At 72.7% G+C, this 24,922-nt stretch carries 21 protein-coding genes, 4 pseudogenes and 1 riboswitch; of the genes and pseudogenes, 7 read left to right on the top strand and 18 right to left on the bottom strand.

Annotation, left to right across the window (positions count from 1 at the left end; translation table 11 throughout):
* Positions 1 to 260, bottom strand: a pseudogene (locus tag CCN51_RS06085) (transcriptional regulator); the annotation flags it as partial.
* A 270-nt stretch (positions 261 to 530) separates the two neighbouring features.
* On the opposite strand from CCN51_RS06085, the gene dnaK reads away from it, so the two are divergent.
* Both dnaK and CCN51_RS57005 read left to right on the top strand, forming a co-directional pair.
* Positions 531 to 2,420 carry a molecular chaperone DnaK gene (dnaK, locus tag CCN51_RS06080; protein WP_014174497.1) on the top strand — a complete coding sequence of 630 codons (1,890 nt, stop codon included), beginning with the start codon at positions 531 to 533 and terminating at the stop codon, positions 2,418 to 2,420.
* Between the two features lie 9 nt (positions 2,421 to 2,429).
* Positions 2,430 to 2,843, top strand: a pseudogene (locus CCN51_RS57005) (nucleotide exchange factor GrpE); the annotation flags it as partial.
* On the opposite strand, the pseudogene CCN51_RS57000 reads toward CCN51_RS57005, so the two are convergent.
* Both CCN51_RS57000 and CCN51_RS06070 read right to left on the bottom strand, forming a co-directional pair.
* A pseudogene (locus CCN51_RS57000) lies at positions 2,808 to 3,098 on the bottom strand (GntR family transcriptional regulator); the annotation flags it as partial. The pseudogenes CCN51_RS57005 and CCN51_RS57000 overlap by 36 nt on opposite strands.
* A 1-nt stretch (position 3,099) precedes the next feature.
* Positions 3,100 to 4,077: an SdpI family protein gene (locus CCN51_RS06070; protein ID WP_014175792.1), complete on the bottom strand. Its 978-nt coding sequence runs from the start codon at positions 4,075 to 4,077 to the stop codon at positions 3,100 to 3,102.
* A 145-nt stretch (positions 4,078 to 4,222) separates the two neighbouring features.
* On the opposite strand from CCN51_RS06070, the gene CCN51_RS06065 reads away from it, so the two are divergent.
* Positions 4,223 to 5,752 carry a UDP-N-acetylglucosamine 1-carboxyvinyltransferase gene (locus CCN51_RS06065; protein ID WP_014175793.1) on the top strand — a complete coding sequence of 510 codons (1,530 nt, stop codon included), beginning with the start codon at positions 4,223 to 4,225 and terminating at the stop codon, positions 5,750 to 5,752.
* A gap of 55 nt (positions 5,753 to 5,807) precedes the next feature.
* On the opposite strand, the gene CCN51_RS06060 is transcribed toward CCN51_RS06065, so the two are convergent.
* The 3 genes from CCN51_RS06060 to CCN51_RS06050 all read right to left on the bottom strand — a co-directional run bounded on the left by CCN51_RS06060 (position 5,808) and on the right by CCN51_RS06050 (position 8,739).
* Positions 5,808 to 6,596, bottom strand: coding sequence for an ABC transporter ATP-binding protein (locus tag CCN51_RS06060; RefSeq protein ID WP_014175794.1), 789 nt, complete (start codon positions 6,594 to 6,596; stop codon positions 5,808 to 5,810).
* Positions 6,597 to 6,688: 92 nt separating this feature from the next.
* Positions 6,689 to 7,702: a FecCD family ABC transporter permease gene (locus CCN51_RS06055; protein ID WP_014175795.1), complete on the bottom strand. Its 1,014-nt coding sequence runs from the start codon at positions 7,700 to 7,702 to the stop codon at positions 6,689 to 6,691.
* Positions 7,699 to 8,739, bottom strand: a complete 1,041-nt coding sequence (locus CCN51_RS06050) for an ABC transporter substrate-binding protein (protein ID WP_043489940.1) — start codon at positions 8,737 to 8,739, stop codon at positions 7,699 to 7,701. The genes CCN51_RS06055 and CCN51_RS06050 overlap by 4 nt, the downstream gene beginning before the upstream one ends.
* Positions 8,740 to 8,802: 63 nt before the next feature.
* Positions 8,803 to 9,016: riboswitch (cobalamin riboswitch) on the bottom strand.
* 96 nt (positions 9,017 to 9,112) lie between these two features.
* Between CCN51_RS06050 and CCN51_RS06045 the strand changes: the two genes are divergently transcribed.
* Positions 9,113 to 9,691 (top strand): histidine phosphatase family protein, encoded by a 579-nt coding sequence (locus CCN51_RS06045; RefSeq protein ID WP_014175797.1) that lies wholly within the window; start codon positions 9,113 to 9,115, stop codon positions 9,689 to 9,691.
* Positions 9,692 to 9,728: 37 nt separating this feature from the next.
* Here CCN51_RS06045 and CCN51_RS06040 read toward each other — a convergent pair whose 3' ends face one another.
* The 4 genes from CCN51_RS06040 to CCN51_RS06025 form a co-directional block, all read right to left on the bottom strand.
* On the bottom strand, positions 9,729 to 10,493 hold the full coding sequence (locus CCN51_RS06040) for a CbtA family protein (RefSeq protein WP_086859329.1): 765 nt from the start codon (positions 10,491 to 10,493) through the stop codon (positions 9,729 to 9,731).
* Between the two features lie 22 nt (positions 10,494 to 10,515).
* The gene (locus tag CCN51_RS06035) at positions 10,516 to 10,737 is read right to left on the bottom strand and encodes a CbtB domain-containing protein (RefSeq protein WP_014175799.1); all 222 of its coding nucleotides are present in this window, start codon (positions 10,735 to 10,737) and stop codon (positions 10,516 to 10,518) included.
* Between the two features lie 236 nt (positions 10,738 to 10,973).
* The gene (locus CCN51_RS06030; RefSeq protein WP_014175800.1) at positions 10,974 to 11,387 is read right to left on the bottom strand and encodes a RidA family protein; all 414 of its coding nucleotides are present in this window, start codon (positions 11,385 to 11,387) and stop codon (positions 10,974 to 10,976) included.
* The gene (locus CCN51_RS06025; RefSeq protein WP_014175801.1) at positions 11,384 to 12,508 is read right to left on the bottom strand and encodes an acyl-CoA dehydrogenase family protein; all 1,125 of its coding nucleotides are present in this window, start codon (positions 12,506 to 12,508) and stop codon (positions 11,384 to 11,386) included. Before CCN51_RS06025 ends, CCN51_RS06030 begins: the two co-directional genes overlap by 4 nt.
* A gap of 116 nt (positions 12,509 to 12,624) precedes the next feature.
* Here CCN51_RS06025 and CCN51_RS06020 point away from each other — a divergent pair, with 116 nt between their 5' ends.
* Positions 12,625 to 14,325 carry an AMP-binding protein gene (locus CCN51_RS06020; RefSeq protein ID WP_014175802.1) on the top strand — a complete coding sequence of 567 codons (1,701 nt, stop codon included), beginning with the start codon at positions 12,625 to 12,627 and terminating at the stop codon, positions 14,323 to 14,325.
* A 28-nt stretch (positions 14,326 to 14,353) separates the two neighbouring features.
* The gene (locus CCN51_RS06015; RefSeq protein WP_014175803.1) at positions 14,354 to 15,208 is read left to right on the top strand and encodes a PaaX family transcriptional regulator; all 855 of its coding nucleotides are present in this window, start codon (positions 14,354 to 14,356) and stop codon (positions 15,206 to 15,208) included.
* Between the two features lie 23 nt (positions 15,209 to 15,231).
* Here CCN51_RS06015 and CCN51_RS06010 read toward each other — a convergent pair whose 3' ends face one another.
* The 3 genes from CCN51_RS06010 to CCN51_RS06000 are packed head-to-tail and all read right to left on the bottom strand — an operon-like array spanning position 15,232 to position 18,967.
* Entirely contained in the window at positions 15,232 to 15,780 is a 549-nt protein-coding gene (locus tag CCN51_RS06010) for a DinB family protein (protein WP_014175804.1), read from the bottom strand.
* Between the two features lie 11 nt (positions 15,781 to 15,791).
* Positions 15,792 to 18,143 (bottom strand): bifunctional salicylyl-CoA 5-hydroxylase/oxidoreductase, encoded by a 2,352-nt coding sequence (locus tag CCN51_RS06005; protein WP_014175805.1) that lies wholly within the window; start codon positions 18,141 to 18,143, stop codon positions 15,792 to 15,794.
* Complete coding sequence (locus CCN51_RS06000; RefSeq protein ID WP_014175806.1) at positions 18,140 to 18,967, bottom strand: enoyl-CoA hydratase family protein; 828 nt, start codon at positions 18,965 to 18,967, stop codon at positions 18,140 to 18,142. Before CCN51_RS06000 ends, CCN51_RS06005 begins: the two co-directional genes overlap by 4 nt.
* Positions 18,968 to 19,282: 315 nt before the next feature.
* Here CCN51_RS06000 and CCN51_RS05995 point away from each other — a divergent pair, with 315 nt between their 5' ends.
* Positions 19,283 to 19,783, top strand: coding sequence for an ATP-binding protein (locus CCN51_RS05995; protein ID WP_014175807.1), 501 nt, complete (start codon positions 19,283 to 19,285; stop codon positions 19,781 to 19,783).
* 3 nt (positions 19,784 to 19,786) lie between these two features.
* Here the strand turns inward: CCN51_RS05995 and CCN51_RS05990 are convergent, their stop codons facing one another.
* From CCN51_RS05990 to CCN51_RS05970, 5 genes and pseudogenes are all read right to left on the bottom strand, one after another.
* Positions 19,787 to 20,167 (bottom strand): VOC family protein, encoded by a 381-nt coding sequence (locus tag CCN51_RS05990; RefSeq protein WP_014175808.1) that lies wholly within the window; start codon positions 20,165 to 20,167, stop codon positions 19,787 to 19,789.
* A 97-nt stretch (positions 20,168 to 20,264) separates the two neighbouring features.
* Positions 20,265 to 21,269 (bottom strand): ornithine carbamoyltransferase, encoded by a 1,005-nt coding sequence (argF, locus tag CCN51_RS05985; RefSeq protein WP_014175809.1) that lies wholly within the window; start codon positions 21,267 to 21,269, stop codon positions 20,265 to 20,267.
* A 123-nt stretch (positions 21,270 to 21,392) separates the two neighbouring features.
* On the bottom strand, positions 21,393 to 22,616 hold the full coding sequence (locus tag CCN51_RS05980; protein WP_014175810.1) for an arginine deiminase: 1,224 nt from the start codon (positions 22,614 to 22,616) through the stop codon (positions 21,393 to 21,395).
* Positions 22,617 to 22,695: 79 nt separating this feature from the next.
* Positions 22,696 to 23,466 carry a hypothetical protein gene (locus tag CCN51_RS05975; protein WP_014175811.1) on the bottom strand — a complete coding sequence of 257 codons (771 nt, stop codon included), beginning with the start codon at positions 23,464 to 23,466 and terminating at the stop codon, positions 22,696 to 22,698.
* Between the two features lie 14 nt (positions 23,467 to 23,480).
* Positions 23,481 to 24,922: pseudogene (locus CCN51_RS05970) on the bottom strand (hypothetical protein); the annotation flags it as partial.

Below are 24,922 nucleotides of genomic sequence, written 5' to 3'. Positions count from 1 at the left end.
TCGTCGAGGGCGGCGGCCGGGTGACCGTCGGCCCCGTCGGTCGCATGGTGGCGTGTCAGCGCACCGCCGACCATGAGGTACCCGGCCTCGGCCCGCCCCGGCCCGACCGCGCCGACCAGGGCCATCGCCCGGTGCAGGATCTCGGTCTCGTCCCGGCTGTCGAACAGGGCGGTGGAGCGCAGCAGCAGGCCGCGTGCCTCGGGGGGCAGGGAACGGTCCTGGGCCCGACGCCGTTCGCGGGAGAAGGCTGTTGAGGTCATTCCGTCGCTCCGTCCGCGTTCGGAGAACGAATCCGGGTTCGGAGAACGCGTCCGGGCCTGCGGGTACCCGCCCGGCGGGGCGGCCACCGGTCCGGCCACGCGCCTGTTCTGTGCTCGCAGGTCCACCCTAAGCGCGGTTTTTGGCCCCCGCAGGCGCAGGCGTGTCAGGGCCCCGTTTTGCCAGGCTGGGCGCGTTGGGGCCGGAAGGCGGGTGAAGACGGGTTCATTCCGCGGCTGCACGCTGCCGCCGCTTCCTACAAGGAGTTCCTCATGGCCAAGGCAGTCGGAATCGATCTGGGCACCACCAACTCGGTGATCGCGGCGTGGGAGGGCGGCGAGGCGACGGTCGTGCCCAGTTCGGAGGGCGGTCGCACAACCCCGTCCGTGGTGGCCTTCACCGACACCGGAGAGCGCCTGGTGGGCCAGCTGGCCCGGCGCCAGGCGATCCTCAACCCCAAGGGCACCATCTACTCGGCCAAGCGTTTCGTCGGCCGGCACTACGACGAGGTGTCCGACGAGGCCAAGGCGGTCGCCTACGACGTCGTCCCGGACGAGCAGTCCCTCGCTCGCTTCAAGGTGCGCGACAAGCTGTACTCGCCGGAGGAGATCAGCGCCCTGGTGCTGCGCAAGCTCGCCGACGACGCGGCGAAGCAGCTGGGCGAGCGGGTGACCGAGGCGGTCATCACGGTGCCCGCGTACTTCAACGACGCCCAGCGCAGCGCCACCAAGGACGCGGGCGAGATCGCGGGGCTCAAGGTGCTGCGGATCATCAACGAGCCGACCGCGGCGGCCCTGGCCTACGGCCTTGACAAGAAGGGGCACGAGACGGTGCTCGTCTTCGACCTCGGCGGCGGCACCTTCGACGTGTCCGTCCTCGATGTCGGGGACGGTGTGGTGGAGGTGCGCTCCACCGCGGGCGACAGCCATCTGGGCGGCGACGACTTCGACCGCCGGCTCGTCGATCATCTCGCCGATAAGTTCCAGCAGAACAACGGCATCGATCTGCGCCGGGACCCGCAGGCGCTGCAGCGGCTCTTCGAGGCCGCGGAGAAGGCGAAGACCGAGCTGAGCTCGGTGACCCAGACCCAGGTCAGCCTGCCGTTCATCACCGCGGACGCCTCGGGTCCCAAGCATCTGACCGAGTCGGTCATGCGGTCCACCTTCGAGCAGATCACCGCCGATCTGGTGGAGCGCTGTCTCGGTCCGGTCCAGCAGGCCATGGCCGACGCCAAGGTCGGCGAGAACGACATCGACGAGGTGATCCTGGTCGGCGGCTCGACCCGGATCCCCGCGGTGCAGGCCCTGGTGCGCCGGCTGACCGGTGGCAAGGAGCCCAATATGAGCGTGAACCCGGACGAGGTGGTGGCGCTGGGCGCCGCGATCCAGGCCGGGGTGCTCAAGGGTGAGGTCAAGGACGTCCTGCTGCTGGATGTCACACCGCTGTCGCTGGGTGTCGAGACCCGCGGCGGGGTCATGACGAAGATCATCGAGCGGAACACCACCATCCCGGTGCGCCGCACGGAGACCTTCTCCACGGCCGAGGACAGCCAGCAGGCCGTGGACATCGTGATCCTCCAGGGCGAACGGGAGCGGGCCGCGGACAACAGGGGTCTTGGCCGGTTCCAGCTGACCGGTATCCGCCCGGCGCCGCGCGGCGAACCGCAGATCGAGGTCGTCTTCGACATCGACGCCAACGGCATCCTCAACGTCACCGCCCGGGACCGGGACACCAGCAAGGAGCAGTCCGTCACCATCAGCGAGACCGGCAACCTCGACCGCGGCGATGTGGAGCGCATGGTCCAGGAGGCCGAGCGCAACCGCGGGGAGGACCAGGCGCTGCGGGAGGCCGTGGACGCCCGCAACGAGCTGGACGCCATCGCCTATCAGGTCGAAAAGCGCCTCACCGAACTGGGCGACGCGGCGCCCTCCCATGAGAAGGCGCGCGCCGAGATGCTGGTCGGCGACGCCCGTGAGGCGGTCAGGGGCGAGGCGGGCGTGGACCGGGCCAGGCCGCTGATCTCCGAGCTCCAGCAGGTGTACGCGGGCCTGGCCGCGCATGCGACGGCCGGAGCCGGGGGCGCCCAGGAGACCGGCCCCGGTGGGGCCGGCGAGGGTGGCGGAGGCGACGACGTCGTCGACGCCGAGTTCGACAAAGGCTAGGCGGCTGCCATGTCCCACCGTCCGCAGGAACCCGAACCGGTGCCGGAGGGCGCCGTGCCGGAGCCCGAGCAGGATCTGCCCGCCGCGGGCACGGCCGAGGCGCGCCGCGCGGGCGGGGAGGGCCCCGGCCCGGACGCGGCCGGCGGTCCCGCCCCGCCCGGGGACGAGCACGCCGCGGTCCTGGCCGAGTTGGAGGACCGCTGGCGCCGCGCCCTGGCCGATCTGGACAATCTACGCAAGCGCCATGCCCGGGAGCTGGAGCGGGAGCGGGCCGCCGAGCGGGCCCGTACGGCCACGGCGCTGCTGCCCGTCATCGACAACCTCGAACTCGCCCTCTCCCACGCCGAGGCCGACCCCGCCACGATCGTGGAAGGCGTCAAGGCCGTACGCGACCAGGCCGTGGACGCCCTCGACGAGGCGGGCGCGGCCGGCGGAGGTGGGGGCGCCGGTGACGACGGCGCCGCGGCCGCGGCGCAGTTCGATCAGGCCCTCTTCGCGGAGCCGTTGGTAGCCGCGCAGGACGGTGTGCACATTGACGCCGAGGGAGTCGGCGAGGGCGCGGGCGGCGGGGAGGCGTTCGCCGGGGTGGACCGTACCGTCGGCGATGGCACGGCGTACGGAGGCGGCGATCTGGTCGCCGAGCGGGACCGGGGAGCCGGGGTCGACCGTGAACAGCATGTCAGCTCGCGTCCACCGGGCGGCCCGCGCCACGGGCCGCCCGGTCGATGAGCGTGTTGAGCAGCGCCGCGGCGGTGCGGGCGTCGTCCACTGTCACCACGAACTCCTTGCCGGTGGTCAGCCGCAGACACAGCGCGTCCCCGGAGCGCAGCACCAGGCCGCTGCGCCCCGCCCTGATCCGGTAGCCCCAGCCGCCGAAGTCGTCGTACGCGCTCACCTGTCGGCTGGTGGCCTCCTCGATACGGCCCAGCGGCACCCGCAGGCGGGGCCACCGGACGACGGGCGGGGACACGGTCAGACCGCGCCGGTCGATGGTGACCCGGCAGCCGGACAGCAACACGGCGATCACCCCCATCACGGCCATCGGCAGCCCGCTCCCTGGGCTCACCGTAAAGGCCAGCGCCGCGCCGACGCACGCGAGGGCCAGCCCCACGCCGAGCAGTACGCGTGAGGTGACGGTGCGGGTCCAGCTGGCGACCTCACCCTTGCCGAGCGGCAGACGGTGCGGCTCGCCGGCGGGCCCGGCGGCGGGCGGGGCGTCCGCCCCGGCCAGCAGCCAGCCCGCCGCCGCGGCGGGCAGCGCGCAGGCCAGGGCCACGGCCAGCTGCCACATGGGGAGACGGACGTCGGCGGCGTCGGAAACGTCGGCGTTGGCGAAGAGCGTGGCGGGGAAGAGGTAGCCCAGCAGCCCCGACTCCCCGTACGCGACCGCGACCAGCAGGCGCGGCGGGCCGATGCCCCGGCTCGAGCGGTGGACGAGGGCGGCGAAGACCGCCCCCTGGACCGCGAGGAGGCCGGTGGCCACCCAGACGAAGGACGTCGCACTGGAGAAGCCGTTGGCCTTACCGCTCGCCGGGAAGTGGGTGGCGAGCGGATCGGGGAGCCGGTCGCGCAGGGCCGCGTACGTCGTGAGGACGGCGGCGCAGGCGAGGGCGAAGGGGAGGGCGACCACGAAGGTGCGACGTAGCGGTTGATGCACGGATGCCTCCTGTTCAGGTGTTCGCATCGTAGTTGTTCGCATGCAACTAGAACAATAGGTTCGCCGGGCAGAGCGTCTTCCGCCCCCTCACCCGAACGCCGCCCCCGTCGCGCGTGCATCTCATATCTGAGATAGCCTCTGCCGCATGACTGACGACTACCTCTCCCGTATCGGCAAGCTCATCCGCGACGCCCGCCAGCATCGCGGCTGGACCCAAGCGCAGCTCGCGGAAGCGCTCAACACCAGCCAGAGCGCGGTCAATCGCATCGAGCGAGGCAACCAGAACATCAGTCTTGAGATGATTGCCAGGATCGGCGAGGCACTTGACAGCGAGATCGTCTCGCTCGGATACGCGGGGCCGATGCATCTGCGGGTCGTCGGCGGCCGGCGCCTCTCGGGCGCCATCGACGTCAAGACGAGCAAGAACGCATGCGTCGCGCTGCTGTGCGCCACGCTGCTCAACTCGGGCCGTACGACCCTGCGGAGGGTCGCCCGGATCGAGGAGGTCTACCGCATCCTGGAGGTGCTGGGCAGCATCGGCGTCCGCACCCGCTGGATCAACGACGGGGCCGATCTGGAGATCGTGCCGCCCGCCGAACTGGACCTCGACTCCATGGACACCGAGGCCGCCCGCCGCACCCGCAGCGTCATCATGTTCCTCGGCCCGCTGCTGCACCGTATGCGGCAGTTCAAGATCCCGTACGCGGGCGGCTGCGACCTCGGCACCCGCACCGTGCAGCCGCATATGACCGCGCTGCGCCCCTTCGGCCTCGAAGTGACCGCCACGGACGGGATGTACCACGCACGGGTGGACCGCGAGGTGTCCCCCACCCGCGCGATCGTGCTGACCGAGCGCGGCGACACCGTCACCGAGAACGCGCTGCTGGCCGCGGCCCGGCACGACGGCGTCACCGTGATCCGCAACGCCTCCCCCAACTACATGGTCCAGGATCTGTGCTTCTTCCTGGAGGAGTTGGGGGTCAAGGTCGAAGGAATAGGGACCACCACACTCACCGTGCACGGCCTCGCCGATATCGACCGGGACGTGGACTTCGCCCCGTCCGAGGACCCGGTCGAGGCGATGAGCCTGCTGGCCGCCGCGGTGGTGACAGAGTCGGAGCTGACGATCCGGCGGGTGCCGGTGGAGTTCCTGGAGATCGAGCTGGCCGTGCTGGAGGAGATGGGCCTCGACCACGAGCGCAGCGCCGAGTACGCGGCGGACAACGGCCGTACGCGGCTGATCGACCTGACCGTACGGCCCTCCAAGCTCCAGGCGCCCATCGACAAGATCCACCCGATGCCGTTCCCCGGCGTCAACATCGACAACGTGCCCTTCTTTGCGGCCATCGCCGCGTCCGCGCAGGGCTCCACGCTGATCCACGACTGGGTCTACGACAACCGGGCCATCTACCTCACCGAGTTGAACCGCCTCGGCGCCCACGTCAAGCTCCTCGACCCGCACCGGGTGCTGGTCGAGGGCCCGACCCGGTGGCGGGCGGCCGAGATGATGTGCCCGCCGGCGCTGCGCCCCGCGGTGGTGGTGCTGCTGGCGATGATGGCGGCGCCGGGGACGTCGGTGCTGCGCAATGTGTATGTGATCAACCGGGGTTATGAAGACCTGGCGGAGCGGCTGAACTCGATCGGCGCGCAGATCGAGATCTTCCGGGACATCTGATCCGCTGGTCCGCGGAGGGGTGGACGACGAGGGCACCGGCCCGTCGATCAGGCGATCAGGCGGGCCGGGCCGATGGCTGGGCGCCGCGGCGCAGGAAGCGGATCACGGGGTGGCCGGGTTCGGTGGTGACCTCGGCGCGGACGGCGTAGACCTGCTCGATGAGGGCGGGGGTCAGGACCTCGGCGGGGGTGCCCTCCGCGACGGCTCGGCCGTCGCGGAGGACGAGCAGCCGGTCGCAGTACATCGCGGCGAGGTTGAGGTCGTGCAGGGCGATCACGGTGGTGACCGGAAGGCCCGCGACCAGTTCCAGCAGGTCGAGTTGGTGCTGGATGTCGAGGTGGTTGGTGGGCTCGTCGAGCAGGAGTTCACGGGGTTCCTGGGCGAGGGCGCGGGCGATCTGGGTGCGCTGGCGTTCGCCGCCGGACAGGGTGTGCCAGGACTGGGCGGCCCGGTCGGTCAGTCCGGTGCGGGCCAGGGCCGCGCTGACGGCCTCGGCGTCGGCCGCCGTGGGCGGGGTCCAGGCGCGGCGGTGCGGGATGCGGCCGAGGGCGACGACGTCGCGGACGGTCAGTTCGGTCTGGGTGTGGGCGTGCTGTTCGACGGTGGCGATACGCCGGGCGGTGGCGCGGCGGCCGACCTCCGGCAGCGGGCGCCCGTCCAGGGTGACGACCCCGGCGGTGGGGGCGAGGACGCCCGCGAGCAGTCTGAGCAGCGTCGACTTGCCCGAGCCGTTGGGGCCGAGCAGGCCGACCGTCTCGCCGGGGCCGAGGGTGAGGGTGAGGCCGTCGACGATGACCTTGTCGGCGGTGCGGCGGCTGACCCGGTCCGCGCGCAGACCGGTCATGCCTGGCTGCGGTCGGCCGCTCATGCCTGGCTGCGTTCGGCCGCTCATGTCTTGCTCCGCTCGGCCGGTCATGTCCCGCTCCGGCAGGCCCGTCATGCCTTGCTCCGGCCGCGGTAGAGCACGGCCACGAACGCCGGTACGCCGATGAGGGACGTCACCACGCCCACCGGGACCTCCTGGGGATCGAGGGCGGTGCGGGCGAGGGTGTCCACCCACACCAGGAAGACGGCCCCGGTCAGCGCCGTGACGGGCAGCAGGCGGGCGTGGCCGGCGCCGGTGAGGGCGCGTGTGGCGTGCGGGAGGACCAGGCCGACGAAGCCGATCGCCCCGGCACCGCTGACCAGGGCGGCGGTCAGCAGCGCGGTCGCCGAGAGCAGGACCAGGCGGGTACGGGCGACACGGACGCCGAGTCCGGCCGCGGCCTCGTCGCCGAAGGCGAACGCGTCCAGGGTGCGTGCGTATCCGAGGCAGACGGCGAGGACCACGGCCAGGACGAGGGCGCACAGCAGCACCTGCGCCCAGTCGGCGCCGGTGAGCGAGCCGAGCAGCCAGAACAGCACGGCCCGGGTGGTGTCGGCGTCGGCGGAGGTCAGCACAGTGAACGAGGTCAGCGCGGAGAACAGCTGCATGGCGGCCACCCCCGACAGCACGACCCGGTCCGTACTGCCGCCCAGGGCGTGGCTGAGCAGCAGCACCAGCGCGAAGGAGAGCAGGGCGCCGAGGAAGGCGCCCGCGGACAGCGACACGGCTCCCCCGCCAACCCCGAGCACGACCACGGCGACGGCACCCGTGGACGCGCCGGAGGACACCCCGAGCACAAACGGATCGGCCAGCGGATTGCGCAGCAGCGACTGCATCACCGCCCCGCATACGGCGAGCCCGGCCCCGCATACGGCGGCGAGCAGGGTGCGCGGCATCCGCAGGTTCCACACGATGCCGTCCCGCAGCGGCGTCAACGTGCTCTCGCCCACGCCGAGGTGCGCGGCGACGGAGGCCCACACATCGCCCGTGGAGATATCGGCCGGTCCGATCGTCACCGCGACGGCGACCGACATCAGCAGCGCGGCCAGCCCGCCGCCGGTCAGCAGCAGCGTACGGGCGCTCACTTGGCGAGCCCGAAGTCGCGCAGCCCCGCGGCGACCTTCTCGATCCCTTCGACCGTGCGGATGGACGGGTTCATCGACTGCCCGCTCAGCAGCACGTACCGCTTCTTCTTCACGGCCGTCAGGTTGCGGGTGGCGGGGTTGCTCTCCAGGAAGCGGATCTTGGCCTGGGCGGTCTCCGCGGTCTGCTGCTCACGGGTCAGATCGCCGAGGACGATGACGTCGGGGTCGCGGTCGGCGACCGTTTCCCAGTTGATCTGGGGCCACTCGTCATGGGTGTCGGCGAAGGCGTTCTCCGCACCGACCGCCCGGGTGATGGCACCCGGCGCCCCGCAGCAGCCGGCGAGGTAGGGCGACTGGGAGTTGGCGAACCAGTACATGAGGGAGACATCGGAGGCGTCCAGCCCGGCGGTGGCCTTGCTCACCCGCCCCTTCAGCTCGGCGACGAGTTTCTTCCCCCGCCCCTCCACCCCGAACGCCCGCGCCAGGTCGGCTATCTCGCCGTAGACGCTGTCGAGGGTGAGCGGGGTGCCGCGCGATCCGTCGCCGCCGCTGTCGTTGTCCTTGCCCGCCGAGCAGTCGGAGGGCGAGACGTACGTGGGCACGCCCAGCTTCTCGAACTGCTCACGGGTGGCGACGCCGCCCTTGCCGAGGGTGGAGACGAACGAGGCGGTGACGAAGTCGGGGTCGGCGTCCAGCACCTTCTCGAACGAGGGCGCGTTGTCCGCCAGCCGCGGCACGGACGCGTTGGCCTTCTCCAGGCCCTTCGTCACCGGGTCCGTCCAGGTCGCCGTACCGGCCATACGGTCGGCGAGGCCGAGGGAGAGCAGGATCTCCGTGGTGCCCTGGTTGAGGGAGACGGCCCGCTGGGGGGCCGACTTCAGGGTGACCTTGTGGCCGCAGTTGTCGATGGTGCGCGGATAGCCCGAACCGGCGGACTTCCCGGCATCCTCGGCGCCGCCTCCCGAGCCACCGCACGCGGTGAGCAGGAGAGCGGGGGCGAGCAGCAGAGCCGCGGGGCGGAGAGCGGTACGGAGCAGCACGGGCATGCCTCGATGGTCGGGGCTCGTACGCGGAGCCTGGCCTACGGACGGCCTCCTCGCCGGGGCGCGGAGGTGCCAGCAGGTCTTCGGACTCGGGTTCGCCCGGACGAGGCGCCTTCCCGGGGCGGTCCCGCGCCCGCCCTTCGGCCGGCCCGTTCCCTTCCCAGTGGCATGGTGTGCCCCGCCCGTCCCCCTCACCGCTGCGCGTCAGTTCCGGATTCGCACCGGATTCCCTGGCCTCGGATGTGGCTCGACTGGCCCCCAGAGGCTATCAAGCCCGCCCGGTGGGTCGGGTGTGTGGCAGATGTGGGCCCACCGATGGTTACGTAGATGCCGTACCGCCCATGGCACAGGTAGGAGGAGCGAGCGCGTGACCAGCCGCGTCACCTTCATCTCAGCCGCGATGAACCCATCGCTGCGCCAGGCCCGCTTCGACGACGGCACGGCCCCTCTGGAGGACGGCGGCGCGGCGCGGGCCCGCGCCGCGGCCGGGGCGCTGCCCTCGGCCGCCCGCGCCGTCATCTCCCCCAGCCTGCGCTGCCGGGAGACCGCCACGGCGCTCGGGCTCGGCGAGGCCGAGCCCTGTGCGGAGTTGGCCGGCCTGGACGCGGGCCGCTGGCGGGGCCTCACCCTCGACGAGGTCGGTGCCGCCGAGCCGGAGGCGGTGGCCCGGTGGCTGGCCGACCCGGCGGCCGCGCCCCATGGCGGGGAGTCGGTACGGGACTTGTGTCTGCGGATCGGCCGGTGGCTGGACACCGCGTCGCAGACGGACGGCCATACGCTCGCCGTGGTGGAGCCGGAGGTGGTGCGGGCCGCGGTGGTGCATGTGCTGGGCGCGCCCGCGACGGCCTTCTGGCGTGCCGACGTACCGCCGCTGACCGCGACCGGGATCAGCGGACGGGCCGGGCGCTGGAACCTCGGGCTGGGGCGTCCGCTCAACGGCGCCTGAGCGGAGCGGACCGCCCGAGGTCAGGGCAACGGTCGGATTACGGTCGGCCGGCGGCGGCAACCGGCGCCGCCGGGGTTCTTCTGGCGGGCTTGGGGCTCAGCAGGCGCTCGGCCAACTCGCCGAAGACCAGCCCGAAGCCTCCCCACAGGGTGACCTGGATGGCCAGCGCGGAGAGCCGGAACCGCCACAGCACGGTGGCCGGGAAGTCGGCGGGCACCTCGTTGACGGCCGGCAGAAACGCAAACGCCAGGCCGATCACCAGGGCGAAGGCGGCCACCGCGGCGACGGTGGCGTACCAGGTGCCCAGTTTCGGGGCGAGCCGCTTGCCGAGGATGGTCGCGGCGATCGCGAGGAGCACGCTGAGCACCATCATCAGCAGATACAGATTGGTCCGCTTGGAGATGGTGTCGGGGTCGCCGACGGCGGGCGGATTGGCCGGGTACTTGAGGAACGGCACGACGTAGACCGCGAGCAGGGCGCAGCCGGACAGCAGCAGCGCGGTGGCCCGCGGGGTGAAGCGGCCGATGCGGCCCAGGGCGAAGCAGTAGGCGAGGGCGGCGATGCCGCCGAAGGCGACCCCGTAGATCAGGACACCGGTGGCCAGGCCGGCGGTGGACTGAAGGCTGCGGGAGACGAGTTCGACCTCGTGATCGTGCGCCGAGGCGTGGGACTCCTCGAAGCCGATCGCCTTGTCGACATTCGGTTCCCCGAGGAGATAGGCGACGACCAGGGCGAGCACGCCGGCCCCGAGGCCGGCGAGCATGCCACGGACGAGCAGATTCCGTACCGTTGCGGAGTTCATGAGGGTGTCGGCGTCCCTTGCGTCAGTGGCAGGGGAAACCGAGCAGGTGGCGGGCGTCGTGCACCCACTCGTGGACGTCCTCGCCGGAGACGACCGAGGTGGCGCCCTGTTCGGCGCCGACGAAGTACAGCAGGACCAGCATCAGGATGCCGAAGAACACCGCCCACGGGACGATCGCACCGATCGGCAACTTTGTCGGAAGAGCGGGAGTGGTGGCGGTCGGCTGTGCGGCATGCTGCGCCATGGCAGGGCCTCCTTAAGGGAGTTCGCGTCCCATCTCGGTGGTGCATTGGACGACAGCTACGGGTCTGACTCACAAGACATCCCTTGGAACGTTTGGAACGTCTCGTTCACAGTGGCGCGACCGTGCCGGGTTCCCACCGGCTTCCGTCTTGCCGTCGTCGATATCGCACCGACGGTACCGCGCGGCGCGGGCCTGGCCAATACCGCGCCACCCGGTGTGACGAGCGGGGCACGCCGCTACGGCAGCACCGCGATGCCGTCCAGCTCGACCATCGCCGCCTCGTCCCACAGCCGGACGACGCCGATGACCGCCATCGCGGGGTAGTCGCGGCCCGCCAGCTCCCGCCAGATGCGGCCGAGTTCGGGGGCGGACGCGCGGTACGCCGCGACGTCGGTGGTGTGGACGGTCAGCCGGGCCAGGTCCGCGGGGGTGCCGCCGACCGCGGTCAGGGCGGTCAGCAGGTTGGCCAGGGCGCGCCGGAACTGGACCGGAAGCGTGGCACCGACGACCGCGCCCGCGCCGTCCAGCGCGGTCTGGCCCGCCAGGAAGACCAGGCGGCCGCCGGTGGCCGTGACGGCGTGGCTGAAACCGGTGGGCGGGGAGAGCTCGGGTGGGTTGGTGCGCACCAGGGACGGGTGGGGCTCGGTCATCGGTACAGCTCCTTCGCGATGATCGTGCGCTGGACCTCGGTCGCACCCTCGTAGATCCGGGGCGCGCGCACCTCGCGGTACAGGTGCTCCAGAAGATGGCCGCGGCGCAGCGCCCGTGCGCCGTGGATCTGTACGGCGGCGTCCACGACGTACTGGGCGGTCTCGGTGGCCAGGAGCTTGGCCATCGCCGAGCTCCTGGCGATGCCCGGCGCGCCCTCGTCGTACGCGGTGGCGGCCGCGTAGACCAGGAGGCGGGCGGCCTCGGTGCGGGTGGCCATCTCGGCGAGCTGATGGGAGACGGCCTGAAGGTCCTTCAGGGGGCCGCCGAAGGCGGTGCGCTCCCCGGCGTGGGCCACGGCCGCGTCGAGCGCGGCCTGGGCCATACCGACGGCGAACGCGCCGACGCTCGGCCGCAGCAGGTTGAGGGTGCGCATGGCGACGCCGAACCCCTTGTCGGGTGTGCCCAGGACGTCCTCGCGGGTGACGGGGACGCCGTCGAAGGCGAGGCTGCCGATGGGGTGCGGGCTGAGCATGTCAAGACGCTCGCCGGTGAGCCCCGGCCGGTCGGCGGGGACGAGAAAGGCGGTGATGCCGCGCGAGCCGGCGCCCTGGGTGGTGCGGGCGAAGACGACGGTGAAGTCGGCCTCCGGGGCGTTGGAGATCCAGCACTTCTCGCCCTCCAGCCGCCAGCCGCCGGCCCCGTCGGGGTCGGCCCGCAGGCCGAGCGCGGCGGCGTCGGAGCCGGCCTGGGGCTCGCTGAGCGCGAAGGCGGCGACCGCGCGGCCCGCCCGGACCTCGGGCATCCAGCGCGCGTACTGCTCGGGGCTGCCGGAGAGCACGATCGGATAGCCGCCAAGACCCTGGAGGGCGAGCGCGGTCTCGGCCTCCGTGCACTCCCTGGCGAGCGATTCGCGCAGCAGACAGAGGTCGAGGGCGCGCACCGGCCCGTCGTCGGGGAACAGCCGCCGCAGCAGGCCGAGTTCGCCGAGCGCGGCGGTCAGCGGCCGGTTGACCCGGCCCGGCGGGCCGCTCTCGGCGAGCGGGCGCAGCAGGTCGCGGGCGAGGGACCGCACCCCGGCGCACCAGCGCCGCTGCTTCGGATCAAGTGCGAACGACGGCACGGGTCACCCTCCCCATCCGAACCTTTATCGCGATCTGTTGACTGTCGTCACCATCACGTTACGCTGACAGGGCGACTTCAGGCAGGCATAGGGCAGGCATAGGGGGCGCGTCCTCGATGGAGCTCAGGCCTTCGGCACACACCGACACCTTCGCCCGGGACCATCTGCCGCCCGCCGAGCAGTGGCCCGCCTTCCGCCTCGACCTGCCCGGACCGCCCTACCCCGACCGCCTCAACTGCGGCGCCGAGCTGCTGGACAGCACCGTCGAGCGGTTCGGCGCGGACCGGGTCGCGGTGCGCGCCGCGACGGGCGAGGTGTGGACGTACGGCGAACTGCGCACCCACGTCGACCGGATCGCGCACACCCTCACCGGCCCGCTCGGCGTGGTCCCCGGCAACCGGGTGCTGCTGCGCGGGGCCACCTCGCCCTGGCTGGCCGCCTGCTGGCTGGCGGTGATGAAGGCGGGGGCGGTCGCGGTGACCGTGCTGGCCGCCCACCGGGCCCGGGAGTTGGCGACGGTCTGCGAGCTGGCCCGGATACGGCACGCTCTGTGCGACATCCGGTGCGCCGACGACCTGGTGAAGGCCGGGGTGCCGGGGCTGCGGACGACGTACTACGGAGGGGACGGCCCCGAGGACCTGCTGCGGCTCGCGGCCACCGCACCCGCGTCGTACGAGGCGGTGGCGACCTCCGCCGACGACGTGGCACTGATCGCCTTCACCTCGGGGACGACCGGGCGGCCCAAGGGCTGTATGCACTTCCACCGCGATGTGCTGGCCATCGCCGACACCTTCTCGGCACAGGTGCTGCGGCCGCGCCCCGAGGACGTGTTCGCGGGCAGCCCTCCGCTCGGCTTCACCTTCGGCCTCGGCGGCCTGGTCGTCTTCCCGCTGCGCGCGGGCGCCTCCGCGCTGCTGTCCGACTGGGGCGGCCCGGAGCGGCTGCTGGCCGATATCGCACGGCACCGGATCTCCGTGCTGTTCACCGCGCCGACCGCCTACCGGGCGATGCTGGGGCGGCTGGACGGCGCGGCGCCGGACGGCGGCTCGTACGACATCTCCTCGCTGCGCCGCTGCGTATCGGCCGGCGAGAACCTGCCCGCCGGCACCTGGCACGCGTGGCAACGGGCGACCGGGCTGCGGATCATCAACGGCATCGGGGCGACCGAGCTGCTGCACATCTTCATCTCCGCCGCCGACGAGGCGATCCGGCCGGGCACGACCGGGGTCCCGGTGCCGGGATTCGAGGCGCGGGTGGTGGACTTCACGGACACGGACACGGACACGGACACGGATGCGGACACGGCAGTGGATGGCGGGCTGCGGCCGGTTCCGGACGGCCGACCCGGGCTGCTCGCGGTGCGCGGGCCCACGGGCTGCCGCTATCTGGCGGACGAGCGGCAGCGCGAGTACGTACGGGACGGCTGGAACCTCACCGGGGACACCTACATCCGCGACCCGGACGGCTACTTCCGGTATGTGGCACGCGCCGACGACATGATCATCTCGGCCGGGTACAACATCGCGGGCCCCGAAGTCGAGGACGCGCTGCTGCGCCACCCGCATGTGGTGGAGGCCGCGGTGACCGGGCGGCCGGACGAGCGGCGGGGCATGGTCGTGGTCGCGCATGTGGTGCTGCGGCCGGGCGTGGCGCGTACCGAGGAGACCATGGCCGCGCTGCGGGAGTTCACCGCCGCGGAGCTGGCCCCGTACAAGTGCCCGCGCGAGTTCGTCTTCCTGGACGCCCTGCCCCGCACCCCCACCGGCAAGCTCCAGCGCTATCTGCTGCGGGACGGGACAGCGCAGCACGGCAAGTGAGGTGCGAGCGGCGCCTTACAGTAAGCGCGTGACCGGCCAGCCCACCCCTCGCTCCTTGATCGTCACCTTCTACGGCGCCTACGGCCGCGGCAGCGCCGGCCGCCCCGCCGGCCCCGTCCCCATCGCCGCGCTGATCCGGCTGCTGGGCGCGGTGGGCGTGGACGCGCCCTCCGTACGGTCCGCCGTCTCCCGCCTCAAACGGCGCGGGCTGCTGGTCGCCGACCGCACGGACGCCGGGGCCGCCGGATACGCGCTCTCCGAGGACGCGCGCCAGCTGCTCGACGACGGCGACCGCCGCATCTACGGCCACCCCGATACGGGCGACGGCGCGCGCGAGGCCGCGGGCGGCTGGCTGCTCGCCGTCTTCTCGGTCCCCGAACAGGAGCGCCACAAGCGCCATCTGCTGCGCTCGCGGCTGGCCCGGCTCGGCTTCGGCACCGCCGCGCCCGGGGTGTGGATCGCCCCCGACCACCTCTACGACGAGACCCGCCACACCCTGGCCCGCCTCGAACTCTCCCCGTACGTCGACCTCTTCCGCGGCGCCCACGCGGACTTCGAGCCGACGGAGCAGGCGGTGCGCCGCTGGTGGGATCTGGAGCAGCTGGCGAAGCTGCACCGCGGCTTCCTGGACGCCCAGGAACCGGTGCTGGAGCGCTGGGCGGGACGCGCCATACCGGACCCTGAGGACGCCTACCGCGACTACGTCCTCGCCCTGGACTCCTGGCGCTTCCTCCCCTACGCCGACCCCGGCCTGCCGCCCGCGCTGCTGCCGCGGGACTGGCCCGGCGTCCGGGCGGCGGAGGTGTTCACGACGCTGCACGACCGGCTGTACGACGCGGGCTTCGCGTACGTACGGGAGGCGCTGACGGCCATGCGCGCCTGACGCCCGACAGCCAACGCCTCGCCTCACACGCCGATCGCGCCGTCGATCCGCTCCCGCAGCAGGTCGGCGTGGCCGTTGTGCCGGGCGTACTCCTCGATCATGTGGATGAGGACCCAGCGCAGCGAGACCGCCCCGCGCCATCCGTCGTCCGCCGTGATGTCCAGGTCGGGCGCGGCGGCGACGAATGCCTCGGCGAACGCCACCTCCGCGCGCCAGGCCCGCCACGCCTCGGCGACGACCGCGGGATCGGGCACCGCGCCGTCGAAGTCCCGGTCGGGCTCGGCGTCGGTGGAGAAGAGCAGCGGCACGTCCTGCCCGGCCAGCACCCGGCGGAACCAGCGGCGCTCCACATCGGCGAGATGGCGGACCAGGCCGAGCAGCGAGAGCGTGGAGGGCTCCACCGAGCGCCGGGCCAAATCCCCCTCCACGCCCGCGCACTTCAACTCCAGGGTCGCCCGCTGGGCGGCCAGGACGTCGGCCAGGATGCCCCGCTCGTCACCGGTCGTCCGGGCGTCGAGGCGGCGGTCCTGCTCCTCGGGGACGAACAGGTCACCCCTTCTGCGTATGGTCATGCCGCTCATCATCACCCATCGGCCCGGCCCGTCGGGGGCCTGCGGCTGCCCGCGCGGTACGGGAGCGGCCAGGGCGCACCGGGGCCGGTGTAGCCCTGTTCGGCGGCGGCGTGCAGGGTCCAGTGCGGGTCGTAGAGATGGGGGCGGCCGAGTGCGCACAGGTCGACGCGGCCCGCCAGCAGCAGGGAGTTCACATCGTCCCAGGAGGAGATGGCCCCGACCGCGATGACGGGGACGCCGAGTTCGTTGCGTATCCGGTCGGCGTACGGGGTCTGGTAGGAGCGGCCGAAGTCGGGGCGCTCGTCGGGGACGACCTGGCCGGTGGAGACGTCGACGGCGTCCGCGCCGTGGGCGGCGAAGGCGGCCGCGACGGCTACCGCGTCGTCGGCGGTGGTGCCGCCCTCGGCCCAGTCGGTGGCGGAGATGCGGACCGTCATCGGGGAGTCGGCGGGCCACACCTCCCTTACGGCGTCGAAGACTTCGAGCGGATAGCGCAGCCGGGCCGCGAGGGTGCCGCCATAGGCGTCGGTGCGGTGGTTGGTGAGCGGGGACAGGAAGCTGGAGAGCAGATAGCCGTGCGCGCAGTGGAGTTCGAGGAGGTCGAAGCCGGCGCGGGCGGCGCGCCGGGCGGCGGCGACGAACTGCTCGCGAACGGCGGCGAGCCCGGCGGTGTCCAGGGCCTGGGGGACCTGGCTGACGCCGGGGCGGTAGGGCAGCGGGGAGGGGGCGGCCAGCGGCCAGTTGCCACCGGGGAGAGGGTCGTCCATGCCCTCCCACATCAGCCGGGTGGAGCCCTTGCGGCCGCTGTGGCCGAGCTGGACGCCGAGGGCCGTGCCAGGGGAGGCCTCGTGCGCGAACTCGACGACCCGGCGCCAGGCGGTGTCGTGCGCGTCGGCGTACAGGCCCGTACAGCCGGGGGTGATACGGCCCTCGGGGCTGACGCACACCATCTCCGTCATCACCAGGCCCGCGCCGCCCAGCGCCCGCGCGCCCAGATGCACGAGGTGGAAGTCGCCGGGCGTGCCGTCCTGGGCCGAGTACATGTCCATGGGCGAGACGACCACGCGGTTGCGCAGCGTCAGACCGCGCAGCCGGAAGGGGGTGAACATCGGCGGGGTGTCCGGGGGCAGCTCGGCCTCGCGCTCGACCGCCGTCACGAAGGCGGCGTCGCGCAGCCGCAGATTGTCGTGGGTGACGCGGCGGCTGCGGGTGAGGAGGTTGAAGGCGAACCGGCGGGGCGGCTGGTCCACGTACAGCGCCAGGTTCTCGAACCACTCCAGGCTGGCGCGGGCCGCGCGCTGGGTCGACTCGACGGCCGGGCGGCGCTCGGCCTCGTACGCCGCTAACGCCTCGGACACCGAGGAGCGCTCTTGGCGGTGGTCCGCGAGATGGCCCGCGAGGTGGTTCGCGAGATGGTTCGCGAGCGCCACGGCGTCCTCCATGGCGAGCTTGGTGCCGGAGCCGATCGAGAAGTGCGCGGTGTGCGCGGCGTCGCCGAGCAGCACCGTGTTCCCGTGCCACCAGCGCTCGTTGACGACCGTACGGAAGGCGGTCCACAGGGAGCGGTTGCCGCGCAGCGGGCGGCCGCCGAGGGCGTCGGCGAAGAGCTCGGCGCACCGCCGCGTGGACTCGCGCTCGTCCAGCCGGTCCAGGCCGGTCCGGCGCCAGACCTCCTCGCGGGCCTCGACGATGACGGTGCTGGCGTCCGGTGCGTAGGGGTAGCCGTGCAGTTGCAGCACGCCGTGTTCGGTCTCGGCCACCTCGAAGCGGAAGGCGTCGAAGGCGAAGTCGGCGGAGAGCCAGATGTAGCGGCAGCGGTGGGTGGTCAAACGGGTCCCGAAGACATCGGCGCGGGCCTGGCGGGTCGCGCTGTGCACCCCGTCGGCGGCGATCACCAGGTCGTACGAGCGGGCCAGTTCGGCGGCGGGCGGCGCCTGGGTACGGAAGTGGAGCCGGACGCCCAGGGCGTGGCAGCGCTCGTGCAGGATCCGCAGCAGACGGCGCCGGCCGAGGGCGGCGAAGCCGTGGCCGCCCGAGGTCAGCGTCCGTCCGCGGTGCACGACGTCGATGTCGTCCCAGCGGACGAAGTCCTCGCGCAAGGCGGCGTAAACGGCGGGGTCGGCGTGCTCGATACCGCCAAGGGTCTCGTCGGAGAGGACGACGCCGAAGCCGAAGGTGTCGTCGGGGGCGTTGCGCTCCCAGACGGTGACCTCGGGCCTGGGGGTGAGGCGGCGCAGCAGCGCGGCCGCGTACAGGCCGCCGGGGCCGCCGCCGACGACGGCGATCCGTAAGGGGCGGGCCTGGGTCCGCTGGGGCGGCGGAGTCGGCTGAGTTGGCCGTGGCGGCTGGGTCGGCTGGGTCATCGCCCTTGCCAGCCGGGCGGGCGCCGGGCGGTGAAGGCGGCGTGGAACTCGGCGTAGTCCGCGCTGTTCATCAGCAGCGCCTGCGTGGCCGCGTCCATCTCGATCGACGCGCCAAGCGGCATATCGAGCTCCGCGGTGAGCAGCGCCTTGGTCTGTGCGAGGGCGAGCGCGGGCCCGTCGGCGAGACGGCGGGCCAGCACCGCGGCCTCGGCCGCCGCCCGGCCCTCGTCGACGAGCTTGCTGATCAGCCCGATGCGCTCGGCCTCGGCCGCGCGCACCGGCTCGCCGAGCATCAGCAGGCGGGTGGCGTGCCCGAGGCCCACGACGCGCGGCAGCAGATACGCGGCGCCCATGTCGCCGCCGGACAGCCCGACCTTGGTGAACAGGAACGAGAAGCGCGCCGACGGGTCGGCGACCCGGAAGTCGGCGGCCAGGGCCAGCACCGCGCCGGCCCCCGCCGCGGCCCCGTGCACCGCGGCCACGACAGGGAAGGGGCACTCCCGCAGGGCGCGTACGACCTGCCCGGTCATGCGGTTGAAGTCGAGCAGTTGGCGGGTGTCCATGGCGAGGGTGGCGCCGATGATGTCGTCGACGTCGCCGCCGGAGCAGAAGCCGCGGCCCTCCCCGCCCAGCACCAGGGCCCGTACGGAGCCCTCGCGGGCCAGTTCGGCGAGCAGGTCGCGCAGGTCGGCGTAGGCGCCGAAGGTGAGCGCGTTGAGCTTTTCGGGGCGGGCGAGGGTGACGGTCGCGACGCCGGAGTCGAGGGTCAGGCGCAGATGACGCCACTCCTTGGTCCCGGTCGCGGAGCCGGTGAACGGACTCATGGGCCAGGGCCTCCTTGAGCCGGGCGGCTGGTGCCTGTCCCCCGAAGTTATCACTCGACTGTGACTATCGTCACGAGTGCGCGATAAATACGGGCAGGAGAGCCGCCCGAGAGGCCGCACCCCGTCAAGTGAGTGGTAATAAGTCACATCAAGAGTGGTCCATAGCCTCTTACGGCGCTATCGTCCGCTTCATACCTTCCCCGGCCGCCCGCCGCGGGGAGGCGCCCCCAGGGTCGAAGGACGGAGGACGCCCACCGTTTGCCTTAAGACCGTTGCCCTAAGACCGCGAGGTTTCGACACCGACTGGACCGAGCCGTGCCCGTGCCCGACCCCGCCTCCGCCTCCGCGATCGCCTCTTGGCGCTTCGCCCTCCCCCACACCCCGGTGGCCGTCCCACTGGCCCGCGCGCTGGTCCGCAACACCCTCGCGGACACCGGCACACCGGTGGACCGCCACGCCGCGGAGCTGCTGACGGCCGAGCTGGTCGCCAACGCCGTACAGCACACGGACGGCGACGAGCCCATAGAGCTGGTGATGGGGCTGGCGCCGACCGGTGAGTGGCAGGTCGAGGTACACGACCGGGACCCGTCCCCACCGGCCGCCCTACGCGACCCTGCCGCGCAGAGCGGCGCCGTTGCGCAGGACGGACCAGGTGCACAGGACGGACCGGGCACGCCCAGCGCCCCCGACCCGCGCGAGGTGTCCGAGCGCGGCCGTGGCCTGCAGCTGCTCCGGACCCTCAGCGCGGAGGCGGGCTACCGCCCCACCCCCGAGGGCAAGGCGGTCTGGTTCACGCTCCCGGCCGGGGCGCGCTAGCCGTCAGAGCGGGTTGAGGCGGCGCTTGAGCAGGCAGAACTCATTGCCCTCCGGGTCGGCGAGAACATGCCAGGACTCCTCGCCGGTCTGGCCGATGTCGGCCGGGCGCGCCCCGAGCTTCAGGAGGCGTTCGAGCTCGGCGTCCTGATCGCGGTCGGTGGCGTTGACGTCGATGTGCAGCCGGGTCTTCCCCGGCTCCGGCTCGTCCCTGCGGCTGAGGATGATCGTCGGCTGCGGGCCGCCGAACCCTTCGCGCGGCCCGATCTCAAGGCTGCCGTCCTCTTCGCGATCGAGCACGACGAAGTCCAGGACCTCGCACCAGAACCGCGCCAGCACCTCGGGGTCGCGGCAACCGAGCACGAGCTCACTGATACGACATGCCATTGACGAAACCTACTCTCAGCGTGGGAACTGCTCTCGAGACCGTACCGGGCGAGGCGAGCAGGTGAGAAGGGTTATACGGGGCCTCGCCCCGGATGCACTAGGGCCGTCCGAGCGTGGCGACCAGCACCGCCTTGATCGTGTGCATCCGGTTCTCGGCCTCGTCGAAGACGACGGAGTGAGCGGATTCGAAGACCTCGTCGGTGACCTCCAGCGAGGTCAGCCCGTGCCGCTCGTGGATCTCGCGGCCGACGGCGGTGCCCAGGTCGTGGAAGGCCGGCAGGCAGTGCAAGAACTTCACGTCGTCGTTGCCGGTGGCGCGCAGCACGTCCATGGTGACCGCGTACGGGCCGAGCAGCGCTATGCGCTCGGCCCAGACCTCCTTCGGCTCGCCCATCGACACCCAGACGTCGGTGGCGACGAAGTCCGCCCCGGCCACGCCCTCGGCGATGTCCTCGGTGAGCGTGACGCGGGCGCCCGACTCCTTCGCGAGCCCGTGGGCCCGCTCCACGACGGCCTCGTCGGGCCACAGCTCCCGGGGGGCGACGATCCGAACGTCCATGCCCAGCAGCGCGCCGGTGATCAGGTAGGAGTTGCCCATGTTGTACCGGGCGTCGCCGAGGTAGGCGAAGCCGATCTCGGCCGGCGGCTTGTCGCTGTGCTCGGTCATGGTGAGCACGTCGGCGAGCATCTGGGTGGGGTGCCACTCGTCGGTGAGGCCGTTGTAGACGGGCACTCCGGCGTGTGCGGCCAGTTCCTCGACGATCTCCTGTCCGCTGCCGCGGTACTCGATCCCGTCGTACATCCGGCCCAGCACGCGCGCGGTGTCCTTCACCGACTCCTTGTGGCCGATCTGGGAGCCTGACGGGTCCAGGTAGGTGGTGGAGGCGCCCTGGTCGGCGGCGGCGACCTCGAAGGCGCAGCGGGTGCGGGTGGAGGTCTTCTCGAAGATCAGCGCGATGTTCTTGCCCGTGAGCCGCCGCTCCTCGGTTCCCGCGCGCTTGGCCGCCTTCAGCTCGGCGGCCAGGGCGATCAGGTGGCGGAACTCCTCGGCGGTGAAGTCCAGCTCCTTGAGGAAGTGGCGGCCGGTGAGTTCTGTCGCCATGTCGGGCTCCTAGGGTGCGATCACGAGGGGAACGATGGAAGTCTATACGAGATACCGTATATATACGGAAGCCCGTTCGGCTCAGCGATCGTAGCCGTGGCGTGGCCGTGCCCCTGGGCCCTGCTAGACGGGGTCGCGCTCGACCGGGCAGCTCATACAGCGCGGCCCGCCCCGCCCCCGCCCCAGCTCGCTGCCCGGGATCGTGATGACCTCGATCCCGCATTTGCGCAGATGGGTGTTGGTGGTCGCGTTCCGCTCGTAGGCGAGAACCACCCCCGGCTCCACCGCCAGCACATTGCAGCCGTCGTCCCACTGCTCGCGCTCCGCCGCGTGCACGTCCTGTGTGGCCGTGAGCACCCGGATGGCGTCCAGGCCGAGCGCGGCCGCTATCGCCCGGTGCATATGCTCCGGCGGATGGTCGGTGACCTTGAGCTCCTGGTCGGCGCCGCCCGGCTCGATGGTGTACGAGCGGAGCATCCCCAGGCCCGCGTACTGCGTGAAGGTGTCCCCGTCGACCATGGTCATCACGGTGTCCAGGTGCATGAACGCCCGCGTCTTGGGCATGTCGAGCGCCACGATCGTCCGGGCGGAGCCGGCCGCGAACAGCCCGCGCGCCAGCATCTCCACCGCCTGCGGCGTGGTCCGCTCGCTCATTCCGATCAGCACCGCGCCATTGCCGATCACCAGGACATCGCCGCCCTCGATCGTCGACGGATAGGCCGCCTGCCCCTCGGACCAGACGTGGAAGCCGCCGTCCGCGAACAGCGGGTGGTGGCGGTAGACGGCCTCGTAGTGGACCGTCTCGTGCCAGCGGGCGGGCCAGCGCATCGCGTTGATGGACACCCCGTCGTACACCCAGGCGGAGGCGTCCCGGGTGAAGAGGTGGTTGGGGAGCGGGTCCACCACGAAGTCGTCCGGCTCCATGGTGTGGAAGCGGATGGAGACCGGCTCCGGATAGCGCTCCAGATACTCCCGCTTGGTCATGCCGCCGATCAGCGACCCCGCCAACTCGGCGCCGCCCAGTTCGTCGAAGGCCGCCCGCAGATGGTCGGTGGCCAGCGGACCGTACTCCTTCTCGTCGAAGACGCGGTCCAGCACCAGCGCCCGCGCCGCCGGAACGGCCATGGACTCGGCCAGCAGATCCCCGAAGAGATGCACCTCGACGCCGCGGTCGCGCAGTACATCGGCGAATCCGTCGTGCTCCTGGCGGGCGCGGCGCACCCACAGGACGTCGTCGAAGAGGAGCGCGTCCTTGTTGGAGGGTGTGAGCCGCTTCAGCTCCAGGTCGGGGCGGTGCAGGATGACGCGGCGCAGCCGCCCGGCCTCGGAGTCCACATGGAAACCCATGACTCCATCTTCGCCGCTGCGGCCCCGCGGTGAAGGCCGTACGGGCGTCCCGGCGTCGTCCTGCCCGTGTGGGGCTGCGCTACCGGGCGGCCAGGACGACGATCAGGACCAGGGCCACCGAGATCACCCCCAGCAGGACGGACACCCACAGCTGGCCGGGCTGCAGATCGATCCGGCCGCCGTCCCCTTCCCGCCGCGGCCACCGACGCCGCAGCCACCAGCGGCGCGCCCCGTGCCGGGCGGCGGTGGCCGCCGCGGCCTCGTGTTCGCGGCACTCCTCGGCCGCGCTGGTGAACAGCTCCTTCCAGGCTCGTTCGCCGAAGCCCGTGGGCTGCCGCGAGTCCACGATGCGGCGCACCACCTCGCGGCCCGCGCCGCCCCGTGCGGCCCACAGCGCGGGCACCACGCAGGCCAGCAGTTCCGGGGTGCCGCCGCGCTGGGCGCATGGGCGGACCAGGCCGTCGTACAGCATCAGCGCGTTACGCGCCCGCAGCCGGTCGTCGGCGCCCGACGGCTCCCCCGCGTCGAGGTAGAGCCTGGCCAGCAGCACCTTCTCGCAGACCGCGTCCGCGAGCTCCGGCCCGCGCTCGGGGGCGCGGCGCACCAGCTCCACGACGACGCGGGTGGCCCGGTCGGCGGGCATCCCGTCGTCCAGCGCGCTCAGCAGCAGGCCGTCGTCGGCCTCGCGCAGCGCCGCGGGGAACGCCTCGCCGCCCTGGCGCAGCGCCTCGCGCAGTCTCCGCGCTCCCGCCACCGGGGCGGTCGGGCGCGCCTGGTCTGCTCGCTCCGCCGCCTGGTCTGCCCCCTGCTCCTCCAGCATCGCTTCTTCCAACATCTCCTCATCCACCATCGCCGTCGTTCTCCTCACAGCGCTTCCAGCACCTCCCGTATCCGTGCGGCCGCCCGCGCGTCGAGCGGTTCATGGCCCTCCTGCGCCAGCAGCGGCAGGAAGTCGCACAACACGGCCAACTGCCGCTCGTCACCGGCCGCCCGCCGCATCCAGCCCACGAGCGCGTCCTCGGCCGCCTCGGCCGATCTGGCCCAGGTCAGCGCGGCCCGCAGCAGTTCCGCCAGCGCCGCGTGGCACTGGGGGCGGGCCGCCAGCAGCGCCGTGGCCAGCGGCCAGGCCGCGTACGGCGCCAGCTCCGGCACCTCCCGCAGCCCCCACAGGTGTGAGGTGCGGGTCCCGACCGCGCGCAACACCGTCAGCAGCGCGAGATCGCGGCGGGAGCGGCGGGTGTCGCCCAGCCAGTGGGTCAGCCGCGCCAGTACGGTCCCGGGCTGCGCCCCGGCCAGCAGCCGCACGGCGCTGTACGAGGCGGTGGAACCGCCGTCCGTGGCCGCGATCCGGGCCAGTTCCTCCAGGGACGCGGTGACCGAGCCGGCCGCCAGGCCGTAGCCGTGGGCGAGCGCGGCGGTCTCGCGCTCCCGTTCGTCGCCGCCCGCCGCCCAGCCGCTCAGCAGGCCCGCCACGGCAGGGCGTACATCGGCGTCGCGCGACGCCTCGGCGAGTGCCGTCGCCGCCGCCATACGCTGCACCGGGCTGTCGCCGCGGGCCAGTGGGAGCAGCAGTTCGGTGAGGCCGTACAGATAGTCGCGAGCGCTGAGCACGCCCGCGGCGACCGCGGCGCGCACCCACACCTGGGGCCGCGGATCGTCGCACAGGCCGCGCAGCCAACGCGCCATCGGGCCGCGGGTGTTGTGGTGGTGGTCCCACACCTCAAAGAGCACCGCGGGCGCAAGAGCGCGCCCCTGGAACCACACCGTACGGACCGGCACAGCCGCCTCGCCCAGGTCCTCCACGCCCTCCCCCGGCACCGCGCGGGCGACGGCCGGCAGGGCGTCGGCGGGCGCGGTGAACGGCGGGCGCCCGGGCGCGTACTGCGGGTCGAGGGTGACCGCCAGCTCCCAGGCCAGCAGTTCGGCGGCCTCGGCGGTCAGGCTGTGGGCCGAGCCGTTGAAGACGGCGAGGGCGATACGCTGCGCCGCCCGGCGCAGCGCGGGCAGCGCGGCGGGCAGCGTGCCGGTCCGGGCGGCTTCCGCGAACCACTCGCGCGCCTGGCGCGGGGCGAACGACCGGCAGCGCGTGAGCAGTTCGGCCTCGGACAGCGCGCCCCGGGCGTGCTCGGCGAGATGGCCGGCCAGCCGGGCCGCTTCGCCGGGCAGCGGCTCCTCCAGGCCCAGAGCCTCGGTCACCTCGGCGCTCACGGCGCTCGCACGGGCCCGGCGGATCAGCTCCGGCGGCTCGTCGGCCAGCAGGTCGGCCAGGTGCGCGTCGAGGACGTCGGCGGCGGCCGGGGGCTCGT

The organism is Streptomyces milbemycinicus (genome assembly GCF_002154605.1).
Taxonomy (GTDB): Bacteria; Actinomycetota; Actinomycetes; order Streptomycetales; family Streptomycetaceae; genus Streptomyces; species Streptomyces milbemycinicus.
The sequence above is the reverse complement of the archived record's forward strand: the minus strand, read 5'-3'. Positions and strand labels throughout refer to the sequence as shown.

Coding starts and splice junctions, on each gene's coding strand:
- CCN51_RS05980 (WP_014175810.1), bottom strand. CDS start 22,616: ATGGGTTTCCATGTGGACTCCGAGGCCGGGCGGCTGCGCCGCGTCATC.
- CCN51_RS06010 (WP_014175804.1), bottom strand. CDS start 15,780: ATGACCATACGCAGAAGGGGTGACCTGTTCGTCCCCGAGGAGCAGGAC.
- CCN51_RS06040 (WP_086859329.1), bottom strand. CDS start 10,493: ATGAACTCCGCAACGGTACGGAATCTGCTCGTCCGTGGCATGCTCGCC.
- argF (WP_014175809.1), bottom strand. CDS start 21,269: ATGGCGACAGAACTCACCGGCCGCCACTTCCTCAAGGAGCTGGACTTC.
- CCN51_RS06000 (WP_014175806.1), bottom strand. CDS start 18,967: ATGAGTCCGTTCACCGGCTCCGCGACCGGGACCAAGGAGTGGCGTCAT.
- CCN51_RS06020 (WP_014175802.1), top strand. CDS start 12,625: ATGGAGCTCAGGCCTTCGGCACACACCGACACCTTCGCCCGGGACCAT.
- CCN51_RS05990 (WP_014175808.1), bottom strand. CDS start 20,167: ATGGCATGTCGTATCAGTGAGCTCGTGCTCGGTTGCCGCGACCCCGAG.
- CCN51_RS06030 (WP_014175800.1), bottom strand. CDS start 11,387: ATGACCGAGCCCCACCCGTCCCTGGTGCGCACCAACCCACCCGAGCTC.
- dnaK (WP_014174497.1), top strand. CDS start 531: ATGGCCAAGGCAGTCGGAATCGATCTGGGCACCACCAACTCGGTGATC.
- CCN51_RS06035 (WP_014175799.1), bottom strand. CDS start 10,737: ATGGCGCAGCATGCCGCACAGCCGACCGCCACCACTCCCGCTCTTCCG.
- CCN51_RS06060 (WP_014175794.1), bottom strand. CDS start 6,596: ATGACCGGTCTGCGCGCGGACCGGGTCAGCCGCCGCACCGCCGACAAG.
- CCN51_RS06065 (WP_014175793.1), top strand. CDS start 4,223: ATGACTGACGACTACCTCTCCCGTATCGGCAAGCTCATCCGCGACGCC.
- CCN51_RS05975 (WP_014175811.1), bottom strand. CDS start 23,466: ATGGTGGATGAGGAGATGTTGGAAGAAGCGATGCTGGAGGAGCAGGGG.
- CCN51_RS06005 (WP_014175805.1), bottom strand. CDS start 18,143: ATGACCCAGCCGACCCAGCCGCCACGGCCAACTCAGCCGACTCCGCCG.